At 74.0% G+C, this 13,593-nt stretch carries 11 protein-coding genes; 9 read left to right on the top strand and 2 right to left on the bottom strand.

Features of this window, described 5'->3' with window-relative positions:
• Window positions 1–10: 10 nt before the first annotated feature.
• A complete protein-coding gene (locus tag ACSP97_RS14970; protein ID WP_355147570.1) occupies window positions 11–541 on the bottom strand; it encodes a cysteine dioxygenase in 531 nt (176 codons plus the stop codon).
• Window positions 542–1,225: 684 nt separating this feature from the next.
• On the opposite strand from ACSP97_RS14970, the gene ACSP97_RS14965 reads away from it, so the two are divergent.
• The 3 genes from ACSP97_RS14965 to ACSP97_RS14955 all read left to right on the top strand — a co-directional run bounded on the left by ACSP97_RS14965 (window position 1,226) and on the right by ACSP97_RS14955 (window position 6,913).
• On the top strand, window positions 1,226–1,489 hold the full coding sequence (locus ACSP97_RS14965; RefSeq protein ID WP_003975777.1) for a WhiB family transcriptional regulator: 264 nt from the start codon (window positions 1,226–1,228) through the stop codon (window positions 1,487–1,489).
• A 205-nt stretch (window positions 1,490–1,694) separates the two neighbouring features.
• Entirely contained in the window at window positions 1,695–5,402 is a 3,708-nt protein-coding gene (locus ACSP97_RS14960; RefSeq protein WP_440557889.1) for a glycosyltransferase, read from the top strand.
• Window positions 5,399–6,913 carry a DUF5719 family protein gene (locus ACSP97_RS14955; protein WP_440557887.1) on the top strand — a complete coding sequence of 505 codons (1,515 nt, stop codon included), beginning with the start codon at window positions 5,399–5,401 and terminating at the stop codon, window positions 6,911–6,913. The genes ACSP97_RS14960 and ACSP97_RS14955 overlap by 4 nt, the downstream gene beginning before the upstream one ends.
• Before the next feature lie 72 nt (window positions 6,914–6,985).
• Here ACSP97_RS14955 and ACSP97_RS14950 read toward each other — a convergent pair whose 3' ends face one another.
• Window positions 6,986–7,438, bottom strand: a complete 453-nt coding sequence (locus ACSP97_RS14950) for a metallopeptidase family protein (RefSeq protein ID WP_355155715.1) — start codon at window positions 7,436–7,438, stop codon at window positions 6,986–6,988.
• Between the two features lie 352 nt (window positions 7,439–7,790).
• On the opposite strand from ACSP97_RS14950, the gene ACSP97_RS14945 reads away from it, so the two are divergent.
• The 6 genes from ACSP97_RS14945 to ACSP97_RS14920 all read left to right on the top strand — a co-directional run bounded on the left by ACSP97_RS14945 (window position 7,791) and on the right by ACSP97_RS14920 (window position 13,439).
• On the top strand, window positions 7,791–8,165 hold the full coding sequence (locus ACSP97_RS14945) for a DUF3499 domain-containing protein (RefSeq protein WP_037660842.1): 375 nt from the start codon (window positions 7,791–7,793) through the stop codon (window positions 8,163–8,165).
• Between the two features lie 118 nt (window positions 8,166–8,283).
• The gene (locus tag ACSP97_RS14940; protein WP_358679782.1) at window positions 8,284–9,648 is read left to right on the top strand and encodes a phosphomannomutase/phosphoglucomutase; all 1,365 of its coding nucleotides are present in this window, start codon (window positions 8,284–8,286) and stop codon (window positions 9,646–9,648) included.
• A gap of 72 nt (window positions 9,649–9,720) precedes the next feature.
• The gene (locus ACSP97_RS14935) at window positions 9,721–9,891 is read left to right on the top strand and encodes a Trm112 family protein (RefSeq protein WP_071828489.1); all 171 of its coding nucleotides are present in this window, start codon (window positions 9,721–9,723) and stop codon (window positions 9,889–9,891) included.
• 101 nt (window positions 9,892–9,992) lie between these two features.
• Window positions 9,993–11,120, top strand: a complete 1,128-nt coding sequence (locus ACSP97_RS14930) for an SIS domain-containing protein (protein WP_355322362.1) — start codon at window positions 9,993–9,995, stop codon at window positions 11,118–11,120.
• 57 nt (window positions 11,121–11,177) lie between these two features.
• A complete protein-coding gene (gene manA, locus ACSP97_RS14925) occupies window positions 11,178–12,329 on the top strand; it encodes a mannose-6-phosphate isomerase, class I (RefSeq protein ID WP_440557884.1) in 1,152 nt (383 codons plus the stop codon).
• Window positions 12,330–12,458: 129 nt separating this feature from the next.
• Window positions 12,459–13,439: a cation diffusion facilitator family transporter gene (locus ACSP97_RS14920; protein ID WP_355322366.1), complete on the top strand. Its 981-nt coding sequence runs from the start codon at window positions 12,459–12,461 to the stop codon at window positions 13,437–13,439.
• Window positions 13,440–13,593 lie beyond the last annotated feature (154 nt).

Here is a 13,593-nt window from a genome sequence, read left to right as displayed (position 1 = left end):
CGACAACATGTCAGGCGGTCGCCGGACGCGCCTCGCAGGAGGGGGCCGTAGGGGCGGCCCCGGCCGCACGGAGCCGGGACGGGGACAGCATCGGCATCTCGGTCAGGCCGGGGTGGTAGATGTGCAGGCTGACCGCCGGTTCCAGCGTGTCGTTGACGACCTCGTGCACATAGCCCGGCGCGAACACCCGCTGCGCGCCGGGCGCGAGGGCGTGGCCGCCGCGCCGGGTGTGCTCGGTGAGGGTTCCGGCGAGGACGGTGAGGACACCGGAGGAGCGGCCGTGGTCGTGCCGCCCGCTGCCCTGCCCGGGCAGCCAGGACAGCAGCCACACCTCGTAGCCGGGGCCGGTGCGCAGCCGGTGGTACCAGCGGGTGGTGGCGTCGTAGCGGACCAGGCCGGCCCACTGGGCGCGGTCGGCGGCGATGGCGCGGGCCAGCCCCGCGAACTCGGCGACGGTGGCCGGGTGCTCGCGCGGCGGCTGGAGCAGGTGCGGGACCTCGAGCAGGTCGCCGGCGATCTGGAGGTCGTTGTCGCTGTTCATGGGTGCGCTGGTTCCTCGGCGGAGAGAGGGCGGAGAAAGCGGGGACCCGGGTCGGGAGCCGGATCCGGCGAAGCGGCGGAGCTGGGGTGGGGACGTACGGCCGAGCCGCGCGGGGCGTCGGCGGCAGCCGGAGCGAAGACCTGGGAAGAGGCCGGCTCAACAGCTGGAACAGCGACAACAGCTACAGCGCGCCCGGGCAGCACCGTGGGACCCGGCGGTGCGGGTCGAGGTGAATGCCGAGTGCGCGAGCATGCCCCCTAGGACAACGGTTCACACCTGCGCTGTCAACTCGATGACCGCCACGTGGGACACAATTCACCTCATCCGGGGCATCTGGCCGAGTGGGGGTTTGCGCCTCGGGACTCCGGGACACATGGGGCACATCCGAGCGGGCGACGAGCCGTGTGCAACGCGATCGAACGCCAGGGCGTCTTTCTCCGTACAGGGGCCCCAGAGGTGCCGTGCGGGGTACGGCAGCCCGTCGGGCCTCGGCCATGTGTCGGGGTTTATGGCGATTTGAACACTTTCCGCATGGCCTTGGTTCCGCAGAGTGAATAACGGGCTCAATAGCAGATCTCGGCTTGACTCGCCCGGAGCAGCACACTTGTAATTTCACTCGTGTCGTTCAGCCGAAATCGGTAACGGCCACGCCACGGGGACGCGAAAGACAGACGAGGGGCGCACATGACCGAGCTGGTGCAGCAACTGCTGGTCGACGACGCGGACGAGGAACTCGGCTGGCAGGAGCGCGCGCTGTGCGCCCAGACCGACCCCGAGTCCTTCTTCCCCGAGAAGGGCGGCTCCACCAGAGAAGCGAAGAAGGTCTGCCTCGCCTGCGAGGTCCGTTCCGAGTGCCTTGAATACGCCCTCGCCAACGACGAGCGCTTCGGCATCTGGGGCGGCCTGTCCGAGCGGGAGCGCCGCCGCCTGAAGAAGGCCGCCGTCTGAGCGCGCGCGGGCAGCACGCATACCCGGGGAAACGTCACGAACGGCCCGTGGCCGGTGGGTTGTCCACAGGCGGCGGGCCGTCGTCGTGGGCAGCCGATAGTGTGGTCGCTCGTCCGAGACGGCCCGCACTCCCCTCGACGTCCCCCTGAGGTCGCAGGAGGCGCGGGCGTCCACCGCAGTCCATCGAACCGGGGCCCGTACCTCGATGTCCGTGCACAGCCATACGGCAGCCCAAGACCCGGCCGCCGCCGCAGCGTTCGACCCAGCCCGCCCGCCCGAGTTCCCACGCCATGTGGTGACCGCGGTCCTCGTCTCCCACGACGGCGCCCGCTGGCTGCCCGACGCGCTCGCCGGGCTGCTCGGCCAGGAGCGCCCGGTCCAGCAGGCGGTGGCCGCCGACACCGGCAGCGCGGACGACTCCGCCCGGCTGCTCGGCGAATTTCTCGGCGACGCGGGCGTGCTGCACCTCGCCCGTCGCACCGGCTTCGGCCAGGCCGTCGAGGAGGCGAGCCGCACCGCACCCGTCCTCACCCCGGACGAGCTGCCCTACCTCAAGCGTCCCAGCGGCTGGGACCCGGCCACCCGCACCTGGCGCGACGACGCCTACGACCTTCCCGAACTGCCGTACGGAGAACCCGTCCAGTGGCTCTGGCTGCTGCACGACGACTGCGCGCCCGAACCCGACGCCCTCGCCCAGCTGCTGCGGGTCGTCGACAACGAACTCGAACTGGGCCGCGACGACGTGGCGGTGGTCGGCCCCAAGCTGCGCGGCTGGTACGACCGCAGGCAACTGCTGGAGGTCGGCGTCTCCATCGCCAACTCCGGCCGCCGCTGGACCGGTCTGGACCGCCGTGAACAGGACCAGGGCCAGCACGACCACGTCCGCTCCGTGCTGTCCGTCTCCACCGCCGGCATGCTGATCCGCCGCGACGTGTTCGAACAGCTCGGCGGCTTCGACCGCCGACTGCCCCTGATGCGCGACGACGTCGACCTGTGCTGGCGCGCCCACCTGGCCGGTTACCGTGTCCTGGTCGCCCCCGACGCGGTCGTACGGCACGCCGAGGCCGCCTCCCGTGAGCGCCGCACCGTCGACTGCGTGGGCCGCACCGCCGCCTCACCGCACAAGGTCGACAAGGCGGGTGCCGTCTACACCCTGCTCGCCAACACCCGTACCGCGACCCTGCCCTGGGTGATGCTCCGGCTCGTCCTCGGCACCCTGCTGCGGACCGTCGCCTACCTCGTCGGCAAGGTCCCCGGACAGGCCGTGGACGAGATCCGCGGCCTGCTCGGCACCCTGCTGCGCCCCGAGCGGATCATCGCCGCCCGACGCCGCCGCGGCACCCCGAGGATCGACAAGGACGAGCTGCGCCGCCTCTTCCCGCCGCCCGGCGCCACCATCCGGGCCACCGTGGAGCAGTTCGCCGGCAACCTCACCGCGGGCTCCGACACCGACACCGCCCCGGCCGGCCGGCACGGCGGCGCCGTGGAGTCCGGGCCCGGCGGCGACGACGCCGACTTCCTGGAGATCGAGCAGTTCGCCCGGCTCAAGCGCATCGCCCGCAGGCCCGGACCGGTGCTCTTCCTCGCGCTACTGGTCATCTCCCTGGTCGCCTGCCGCGCCCTGCTCTCCGGGGGCGCGCTCGGCGGCGGCGCCCTGCTGCCCGCCCCGGCGAGCGCCGGCGAACTGTGGTCCCGCTTCGCGGACGCGTGGCACCCGGTGGGCGCCGGCGGCACCCCGTCCGCGCCGCCCTACCTGGCGCTCGTCGCCACCCTCGCCACCCTGCTCCTCGGCTCCACCGGACTCGCGGTCACCGTGCTGCTGGTCTGCTCGGTGCCGCTCGCCGGGTGCACCGCCTACTTCGCCTCCCGGCCCCTGGTCACCTCCCGGCTGCTGCGCGCCTGGGCGGCCATCGCCTACGCCTTCCTGCCCGCCACCACCGGCGCCCTGGCCGGCGGACGCGTCGGCACCGCCGTACTCGCCGTGCTGCTGCCGCTCATCGCCCGCGCGGGCATCGCCGCGAGCGGCCTCACCGGCCGCGACGGCACCCGCGGCAGCTGGCGCGCCACCTGGGCGTACGCGCTGCTGCTGACCATCACCACCGCCTTCACCCCGGTGGTCTGGCCGATCGCGCTGATCCTCGGCCTCGGCGTGCTCGCGCTGCGCCGCGCCGACCTGGCCGCGTCCGGACTGCGCTTCCTCGCCCAGCTCGGCACCCCGCTGCTGCTCCTCGCCCCCTGGTCGCTGACCCTGCTGCCGACCGGCTTCTTCACGGAGGCGGGCCTGGCGTACGGCGCCTCGGCCGCCTCCGCGCTCGACCTGCTCGGCATCAGCCCGGGCGGCCCCGGCACCGCGAGCGGCCTGCTGCTGCTCGGCATCGTGCTCGCCGCCCTGGCCGCACTGCTGCGCTCCGAACGGCAGTTGGGCATCCGCACCGCCTGGGCCGTCGCCCTGGTGGGCCTGGTCTTCGCGGTGCTCGCCAACCGGTCCGCCTGGGCCGGCCCGGCCACTCTCGTCTACGGCATCGCCCTGCTGTCGGCCGCCGCCCTCGGCGCCGACGGCGCCCGCGCCCGCGTGGCCGAGCAGAGCTTCGGCTGGCGCCAGCCCGTCGCCGCCCTGATCGCCCTCGCCTCGGCCGTGGGCCCGCTGCTGCTGGCGGCCGGCTGGATGCTGCGCGGCGCCGACGGGCCCGTGGAGCGCCGCGACCCGGCCCAGGTGCCCGCGTTCGTCGCCGAGGACTCCACCACCGGCGACCGCGCCCGCACCCTCGTCCTCGACAGCGACTCCGCCGCGCGGGTGCGCTACACCCTGGTGCGCGGCGCCGGCGCCCGCATGGGGGACGGCGAACTGGCCGCCGCCGACGGCGAGAACGCGCGCCTGGACAAGGTCGTCGCCAACCTGATCGCCGGCTCCGGCGCCGACCAGGCCGACGAACTCGGCGGCTTCGCCGTGCGCTACGTCCTCGTCCACAAGGGCGCGCCCCGCGACATCTCCCGCGTCCTCGACGCCACCCCCGGGCTCGCCCGGCTCAGCCAGCAGGACGGCAACGCGCTGTGGCGCGTCGACCAGGAGGTCTCCCGCGCCGTCATCCTGCCCGCGGGCGGCTCCGGTTCCGCGGCCGGCCGGCCGGTGAGCGCCGGACCGGTGGACATCCACACCACCGTCCCCGCCGGCTCCGACGGCCGGGTCCTGCGCCTCGCCGACAGCGCCGCCCCCGGCTGGACGGCCACCCTGGACGGCAAGCCGCTGCCGCGCACCACCGTCGACGGCTGGGCCCAGGGCTTCCGGCTGCCGTCCGCCGGCGGCCGGCTCGACGTCACCTACGACGCGCCGATCACCCACACCGCCTGGCTGTGGGCCCAGGGCCTGCTCGGCCTCGTCCTGGTCGTGCTCGCCCTGCCCGGCCGCCGCCGGGACGTGGACGACGACCTCCCCGAGGAGGAGCCGGTGCCCGCCCAGGCCGTCGCCGGTGAGGGCCGTCGCGCCCGCCGCCTGCGTGCCCAGGCCGAGGCCGAGCGGGCACCGGCCGAGGACGCACGGGAGACACCGGTCGAGGAGGCACCGGCCGTCGTGGACGACGCCGGGGAGCAGCCCGCGCCGATCCCGCACCAGCAGCCGTACGACCCCTCCTTCGACGAGTCGTACGCCGGCTCCTACGCGAACACCCCGTACCCCGGCTACGGCACCGACGCCTACCAGACCGGCGGCTACGACCAGCAGCAGCCGTACCAGGCCGACCCCTACCAGACGGCCGGGTACGACCCGTACGCCTACGGCGACGGTCAGCAGCCGTACGACCCGGCGGCCTACCAGCAGCAGGTCTACGACCCGGCGTACGACCCCACCCAGCAGGGCTACGACCCCCAGCATCCCCATGGCACCGGCAGCGAGCGCCCCGACGGGAGCCAGCAGTGAACCGCACCACCCTGTCCCTGATCGCCGGCACCAGCGCGCTGGCCGCCGTCACGGCGTTCGCCGCGCTGGCCGGTCCCTCGGCCTCCGGCGCGGCCGCGCCCACGGCCGCCGCCCACCTGCCGGTGGAACGCACCAGCCTCATGTGCCCGGCGCCCAGCGTCTCGGACATCGCCGACACGTCGTACACCTCGTTCACCCCCGTCACCCAGGGCGCGGCGAGCGACGGCAAGGCCCAACTCCGGCCCGCCTCCGAGGAGTCGGCGGACGGCACGGGCGGCACCCGGCAGGGCAAGGGCAAGGACGGCAAGAAGACCACCGCCGAACCCGTGCTCACCCCGAAGGCGCCGGGCACCCCCGCTACCGGGGACACCTCGGGCGCCGACGCCCCCGCGGTGATCGGTACCGCCGACGGGAAGTTCGCGCCCGGCTGGACGGTCCAGGAGACCACCGAGATCGCCGTCGGCACCGGCCGCGGCCTCCAGGGCGTCACCTGCACGCCCGCGGACACCGAGTTCTGGTTCCCGGGCGCGAGCACGGCCGACAGCCGCACCGACTACCTCCACCTGACCAACCCGGACGACTCCGCCGCCGTGGTGGACGTCGAGCTGTACGGCAAGAACGGCGCGATCAAGTCGCCGCTGGGGGAGAACCTCACGGTCAAGCCGCACACCAGCGAGCCGATCCTGCTGTCCACGCTGACCGACGAGCGGCAGGACGACGTGACCGTGCACGTCAGCGTGCGCAGCGGGCGGGTCGGCGCGACCGTGCAGGCGCTGGACGGCAAGACCGGCGGCGACTGGCTGGCGGCGGCCGCCGACCCGGCGGGCTCCCTGGTGCTGCCCGGCATCCCCAAGGACGCCACCGACGTCCGTCTGATCGCCTTCACGCCCGGTGACGCCGACGCGGACCTCACGGTCCGCCTCGCCTCGCCCAGCGGTCTGATCACCCCCGCCGGGAACGAGACGCTGCACGTCAAGTCCGGCATGACCACCGCGGTGGACCTCGGCCCGGTGACCCGCGGCGAGGCCGGCTCGCTGGTGCTGACGCCCACCGACCAGTCGGTGCCGGTGGTCGCCGCGCTGCAGGTGCTGCGCGGCAAGGGCGCGAACCAGGAGATGGCCTTCATCCCGGCCACCGCCCCCGTCGGCACCCGCGCCACCTCGGCCGACAACAGCGCCAAGGGCACGACCCTCGCCCTGACGGCGCCCACCGGCGCGGCCAAGGTCAAGGTCACCGCCTCGGCGGGCAGCGACGGCGGTACGGCGGTCTCCAGGACCTACACGATCGGCTCCGGCACCACGCAGAACATCGAGGCGCCGGTCCCCTCGGGCCAGGGCGGCACCTATGCCCTGACGGTCGAACCCCTCAACGGCGCGCCCGTCTACGCCGCCCGCACCCTCACCGCCACCGAGTCGGGCATCCCCGGCTTCACCATCCAGACCCTCCCGAACGACCGGGGCCTGGTCGCGGTCCCGAAGACGGACGAGGACCTGTCCATCCTCCAGAAGTGACCGGCCGGCGCCCGCGGTTGCACCGCCGCACTCCGCGAACGCGGGCGCCCGGCCCGGTCCGAACGAGAGGTCCTAGTCCTCCCCGTACCGGGGATCCACGGTCTCCGGGGTCAGCCCCAGCAGCTCGGCGACCTGCTCGACGACCACCTCGTGCACCAACGCGGCCCGTTCGTCCCGCCCCTTGGAGCGGATCTCCACCGGACGCCGGTACACCACCACCCGCGCCCGCCGCCCCTCGCGGGCCGGCACGGCCCCGCCGAGCGGCACCGCCTCGTCGCCCCACAGCCCCGCCTCGGCCCCTTCGAGCCGCGGCACCTCCAGCACCAGGAAGTCGACCTCGGTCAGCTGCGGCCACCGCCGCTCCAGCCGGTCCACGGAGTCCTGCACCAGGTCGGCGAAGACCTCCGCGCGGCTGGCCGCCAGCGGCACCTGCGGAGGCGCGATCGGCCCCCGCATGCCCCGCCCGTGGCGGTCACGGCGACGGGGCCCGGGGCCTGCGGCTCGGGGCGGTACACGGTTGTCCATCACCGGTGAAGCGTAGTCCTCGCCCGCCCGGCTCGCCCGGCCGCACGCGCCAACCGGCCACCGGTGACTTCATGTCGCGTTCGTGTCGCCGGATGACCGTTCCGGCCAAGGACCGGCTCGTTTCGGCAACCGTCCGGAAACCGTTCACGGCCATAGAACTCAAGCCATTTGACGGTGTTTGTACCGGGTGATGACCGAAAACGGCCCCTCCCGATCCCCCCGAAAACCCCTTCCGCGCAGGTCAACAAGGCCTGTCCGAGGGGCATGTGGGGCGTCTCACAGCACGACACGGGGGAGTGACTGGGCGGGGAGTCGTCGCGGCCCGCTCAAGAGTGCGGTACCGTCCAACGTCGTGAGCCCTGTACGTCGCTGTTCGCGCACCGCCTGCGGCCGACCCGCCGTCGCGACGCTGACGTACGTCTACGCCGACTCGACCGCGGTCCTCGGCCCGCTCGCCACCTACGCCGAACCCCACTGCTACGACCTGTGCGCCGAGCACTCCGAGCGCCTCACCGCCCCGCGCGGCTGGGAGGTCGTCCGTCTCCTCGACGGCTCCGCCCCCGCCCGCCCCAGCGGTGACGACCTGGAGGCGCTCGCCAACGCCGTGCGCGAGGCCGCCCGCCCCCAGGAGCGCGCCGCCGAGGCCGGCGGCGGCGCCCGCACGGCGGACCCCATGGAGGTCGCCCGCCGCGGCCACCTCCGGGTCCTGCGCTCCCCGGACAACTGAGCGGTACCGGACACCACTCCTGCCGGTGATGCCCACGCGTCCTGCCGGTGTCCGCACACCTCGCCCTTACCCCGGACGGGTAGTTTGTGGGCACCCAAGAACTTCAGGAGGGTTGGCCGTGACTGCTGATCTGTCGCAGATCGTGAAGGCGTACGACGTGCGCGGAGTGGTCCCGGACCAGTGGGACGAAACACTGGCCGGGCTCTTCGGCGCCGCCTTCGCGGAGGTGACGGAGGCCACGGCGATCGTCGTCGGCCACGACATGCGGCCCTCGTCCCCCGGACTGTCCCGCGCCTTCGCGCGCGGCGCGGCGGACCGCGGCGCCGACGTCACCGAGATCGGCCTGTGCTCCACGGACCAGCTGTACTACGCCTCGGGCGCGCTGGACCTGCCCGGCGCGATGTTCACCGCCTCCCACAACCCGGCCCAGTACAACGGCATCAAGATGTGCCGGGCCGGTGCCGCCCCGGTCGGCCAGGACACCGGTCTCGCCCAGATCCGCGAACTGGTCGAGGAATGGCTGGAGTCGGGCGCCCCCGAGCCGGTCGCCGAGCCCGGCACCATCGGCTCCCGCGAGACGCTGGAGGACTACGCGGCGCACCTGCGCTCGCTGGTCGACCTCACCGCCGTCCGCCCCCTGAAGGTCGTGGTGGACGCGGGCAACGGCATGGGCGGCCACACCGTGCCCACGGTCTTCGCCGGCCTGCCCCTGACCCTCGTCCCGATGTACTTCGAACTGGACGGCACCTTTCCGAACCACGAGGCCAACCCGCTCGACCCGGCCAACCTCGTGGACCTCCAGAAGCGGGTCCCGGCCGAGGGCGCCGACCTCGGCATCGCCTTCGACGGCGACGCCGACCGCTGCTTCGTCGTCGACGAGAACGGCGACCCGGTCTCCCCGTCCGCCGTCACCGCCCTGGTCGCCGCCCGCGAACTCGCGCGCAACGGCGGGGCGGGCACCGTCATCCACAACCTGATCACCTCGCGCACCGTCCCGGAGGTCGTCCGCGAGCACGGCGGCACCCCGGTCCGCACCCGCGTCGGCCACTCCTTCATCAAGGCGGAGATGGCCCGCACCGGCGCGATCTTCGGCGGCGAGCACTCCGCGCACTACTACTTCAAGGACTTCTGGAACGCCGACACGGGCATGCTGGCCGCCCTGCACGTGCTGGCCGCCCTCGGCGGCCAGGAGGGCACGCTGTCCGCGCTGGTCGCCCAGTACGACCGCTACGCGGGCTCCGGCGAGATCAACTCCACCGTCGCCGACCAGGCCGGCCGCATCGCCGCGATCCGCGCCGCCTACGAGGGCCGCGACGGCGTCACCCTGGACGACCTCGACGGGCTCACCGTCTCCGCCGCCGACTGGTGGTTCAACGTCCGCCCCTCCAACACGGAGCCCCTGCTCCGGCTGAACGCCGAGGCGAAGGACGAGGCCACCATGGCCGCGATCCGCGACGACGCCCTGGCGATCATCAGGGCCTGAAACCCCGACCCGCCCCGCAGCGGTTACGCTGACCAGCGGTCAACGAAACTCCGCCCCTCGAAGGGACACCCCATGCCGCTCGAAGCCGGCCTTCTGGAGATCCTCGCCTGCCCGGCCTGCCACGCGCCCCTCAAGGAGCAGGACGCCGAGCTGATCTGCACCGGCCGGGACTGCGGTCTCGCCTACCCGGTCCGCGACGGCATCCCGGTCCTCCTCGTGGACGAGGCCCGCCGCCCCGAGTGAGCCGGGCCGCCCGGCGCCGTGACCTCCAGCAGCGTCACGGGCGCCGCGGACCCGCGTAGCGTCGTAGACACCGCATCCCGGCGATCGGAGGGCTGCCGCCCATGCTGGACGAAACGCTGCTCGACAGCCCGGAGGGCCTCGCCGAGGCCGACCACCGGGGCCTGCTGCGCGGTGCCGCCGAGGCAGGCGCCCGGGTGCGCACCGCGGCCCGGCACGCCGCCGAGGCCGGCGTCGGCGGCCTGGCACCCGACGGCCGCCCCCGCGCCGTACTGATCGCGGGCCCCGGCGCCGCCGCCACCCACACCGCCGACCTGCTCGGCACCCTGGCCGGGCCCGGCAGCCCGGTGGTCCGCCTGGCCCCCACCGGAGTCGCCCCCGCCGCGGGCGCCCTGCGCTGGGAACTGCCCGGCTGGGCCGGCTCCGTGGACCTGCTGCTGATCGCCACTCCGGACGGCACCGAGCCCAGCCTCTCCCTCCTCGCCGACCAGGCCTACCGCCGGGGCGTCTCGGTGGTCGCCGTCGCCCCGGCCGGCACCCCGCTCGCCGAGGCGGTCTCCGGCGCGCACGGACTGTTCGTTCCGATGGCGACGGCCCCCTACGACCAGGAGGAACCGCTCGCCGCGTCCTCCCCGGGCGTCTTCTGGGCCCTGCTGACCCCGCTGCTCGCCCTGCTGGACCGCGTCGGCCTGCTCAGCGCCCCGCCGGAGGCCCTGGAGAAGGTCGCCGACCGGCTCGACGAGGTCGCCGAGCGCTGCGGCCCCGCCATCGTGGCCTACAGCAACCCGGCCAAGACCATCGCCGCCGAACTCGCCGACGCACTGCCCGTGGTGTGGACCGAAGGCGCCTCCGCCGGTCCGGCGGGCCGCCGGTTCGCCGCCGCCCTCGCCGAGCTGGCCGGCCATCCCGCCGTCGTCGCCGAACTCCCCGAGGCGCTCGCCGCGCACGGCGCCCTGCTGGCCGGCCCGCTCGCGGCCAGCGCCGACCCGGACGACTTCTTCCGCGACCGGGTGGAGGAGCCGCCCGCGCTGCACGCACGCGTGCTGCTGCTGCGCGACCGCCCGCTCGGCGGCCTCACCGCCGCCCCCGCCGCCCGTGACCTGGCGCTGAGCCACGACACACCGATCAGCGAACTCGAACCCGAGGAGGGCGGCGAACTGGAGACGCTCGCGGAACTGATCGCCGTCACCGATTTCGCCGCCGTTTACCTGGCGCTCGCCTCCGGGGCCTGATCTGGCTACAGGCCGGAGAGCACCGGTCGGCGCACGCACGGAAGACAGAGAAGACACATGGACCGCCTCGACAACACCGTCCGCCCCTACGCCTGGGGTTCCCGCACCGCCATCCCGCGGCTGCTCGGCACCGAGCCGACCGGCGAGCCCCAGGCGGAGATGTGGATGGGCGCCCACCCCGGCGCCCCCTCGCGCACCCCGCGCGGCACGCTCGCCGAGGTGATCGACGCCGACCCGGAGCGCGAACTGGGCAAGGAGGCCGTCGCCAAGTTCGGCCCGAGGCTGCCGTTCCTGCTGAAGATCCTCGCCGCGGACGCGCCCCTGTCCCTCCAGGTGCACCCCGACCTCGCGCAGGCCAGGGAGGGCTACGCCGACGAGGAGCGCCGCGGCGTCCCGCTCGACGCCCCCGAACGCAACTACAAGGACGCCAACCACAAGCCCGAACTGATCTGCGCCCTCACCGAGTTCGACGGCCTGTGCGGTTTCCGGCCCCCGGAGCGGGCCGCCGACCTGCTCGCCGCGCTCGGCGTCGACTCCCTCAAGCCGTACGTTGACCTGCTGCACGCCCGCCCCGAGGACGCGGCCCTGCGCGAGGTCCTCACCGCGATCCTCACCGCGGACCGCGAGGAGACGGCCCGCACGGTCGCCGAGGCCGCGGCCGCCTGCGCCCGCCTGGGCGGCGACCACGCCCCCTACGCCCAACTCGCCCACCACTACCCCGGCGACCCGGGCGTCCTCGCGGCCATGCTGCTCAACCACGTCCGACTCCAGCCCGGCGAAGCCCTGTTCCTCGGCGCCGGCGTCCCGCACGCCTACCTCAGCGGCCTCGGCGTGGAGATCATGGCCAACTCGGACAACGTGCTGCGCTGCGGGCTGACCCCGAAACACGTCGACGTGCCCGAACTCCTGCGCGTGGTCCGCTTCGAGGCGAGCGAACCGGGCGTGCTGCGGCCCGAGGCCGCCCCGGACGGCGAGGAGGTCTACGAGACGCCGACCGACGAGTTCCGGCTCTCCCGCCACGTCCTGCCCGAGGGCGGCACCGCCCACGACCTCACCCGCGACACCCCGCAGATCCTGCTCTGCACGGCCGGTGCCGTCCGCGCCGGCGAGCACGAACTGGGCCCCGGGCGCTCGGTGTTCGTCCCGGCCGGCGAGAAGGCCGAGATCTCGGGCGCGGGCACGGTCTTCCGCGCCACCGTGGTCGTATGAATGGTCGTATGACCGGGCCTGTGGAAACCTGACGCGCCGGTGCCCGGCCGGGCTGCAAGAATGGCCCACCGGCAAAGGCCGGGCAAAGACGCAGGCACCGAGCAGAGACCGAAGGGACAACGCGGACACATGAGCGCGTCAGGCGGTACCAGGGCGATCGTGGCGGCACTCGGCGCCAACCTCGCGATCGCGGCATCGAAGTTCGTGGCGTTCGCCTTCAGCGGCTCCTCCTCGATGCTCGCCGAGGGCGTCCACTCGGTCGCCGACTCCGGCAACCAGTTCCTGCTGCTCATCGGCGGCAAGAAGGCCCAGCGCGAGGCCACCCCGCAACACCCCTTCGGCTACGGCCGCGAGCGCTACATCTACGCCTTCCTCGTCTCGATCGTCCTCTTCTCCATCGGCGGCATGTTCGCCATCTACGAGGGCTACGAGAAGATCTCCCACCCGCACGCGCTGGAGAACTGGTACTGGCCGGTGGCCGTCCTCGTCTTCGCGATCCTCGCCGAGGGCTTCTCCTTCCGCACCGCCATCAAGGAGTCCAAGGAACTGCGCGGCACGCTGTCCTGGTCGCAGTTCATCCGCCGTGCCAAGGCCCCCGAGCTGCCCGTCGTCCTCCTGGAGGACTTCGGCGCGCTCATCGGTCTCGTCCTCGCCCTCGCCGGCGTCGGCCTCTCCCTGCTCACCGGCGACGGCGTCTGGGACGGCATCGGCACCGTCTGCATCGGTGTCCTCCTCGTCTGCATCGCCCTGGTGCTGGCCGCCGAGACCAAGTCGCTGCTGCTGGGCGAGGCGGCCGGCCTCGACGTGATCAAGAAGATCGAGGCGGCGACCGTCGACGGCGAGACGGTCACCCGCATCATCCACATGCGCACCCTCCACCTCGGCCCCGAGGAACTCCTGGTCGCCGCCAAGATCGCGGTCCGGCACGACGACACCGCCGCCGAGGTCGCCGCCGCCATCGACGCCGCCGAGGACCGCATCCGCACGGCCGTCCCCATCGCCCGCGTCATCTACCTGGAACCGGACATCTACAGCGAGGCCGAAGCCGCCAAGGGCCCGGACCCGGCGGCCACCCCCGGCGGCCCGAACCCGCACGCCACCGGCCACTGACCCGGCCCCGGCCGGTCGCCCGCCGGCCGCGTGGCCGCCCGGCGAACGGGTCACACCACGCGGACGCGGACTGTGGGCGACCGGGCCGTCCGGTGTAGCTTGGGACGGAGCCAGACGTCGCTGCTGATGGCGGTCGGGCGGTCCCCACGGACCG

The sequence above is a fragment of the Streptomyces sp. SCPE 10 genome, from assembly GCF_051980735.1.
Taxonomy (GTDB): Bacteria; Actinomycetota; Actinomycetes; order Streptomycetales; family Streptomycetaceae; genus Streptomyces; species Streptomyces misionensis.
Note: the sequence above shows the minus strand (reverse complement) of the source record. Positions and strands in the feature narration are given on the sequence as shown.

Bases quoted from the DNA above. Each gene is read 5' to 3' on its own strand.
- ACSP97_RS14930 (WP_355322362.1), top strand. From the start codon at position 9,993: ATGCTGGACGAAACGCTGCTCGACAGCCCGGAGGGCCTCGCCGAGGCC.
- ACSP97_RS14965 (WP_003975777.1), top strand. From the start codon at position 1,226: ATGACCGAGCTGGTGCAGCAACTGCTGGTCGACGACGCGGACGAGGAA.
- ACSP97_RS14970 (WP_355147570.1), bottom strand. From the start codon at position 541: ATGAACAGCGACAACGACCTCCAGATCGCCGGCGACCTGCTCGAGGTC.
- manA (WP_440557884.1), top strand. From the start codon at position 11,178: ATGGACCGCCTCGACAACACCGTCCGCCCCTACGCCTGGGGTTCCCGC.
- ACSP97_RS14950 (WP_355155715.1), bottom strand. From the start codon at position 7,438: ATGGACAACCGTGTACCGCCCCGAGCCGCAGGCCCCGGGCCCCGTCGC.
- ACSP97_RS14920 (WP_355322366.1), top strand. From the start codon at position 12,459: ATGAGCGCGTCAGGCGGTACCAGGGCGATCGTGGCGGCACTCGGCGCC.
- ACSP97_RS14935 (WP_071828489.1), top strand. From the start codon at position 9,721: ATGCCGCTCGAAGCCGGCCTTCTGGAGATCCTCGCCTGCCCGGCCTGC.
- ACSP97_RS14960 (WP_440557889.1), top strand. From the start codon at position 1,695: ATGTCCGTGCACAGCCATACGGCAGCCCAAGACCCGGCCGCCGCCGCA.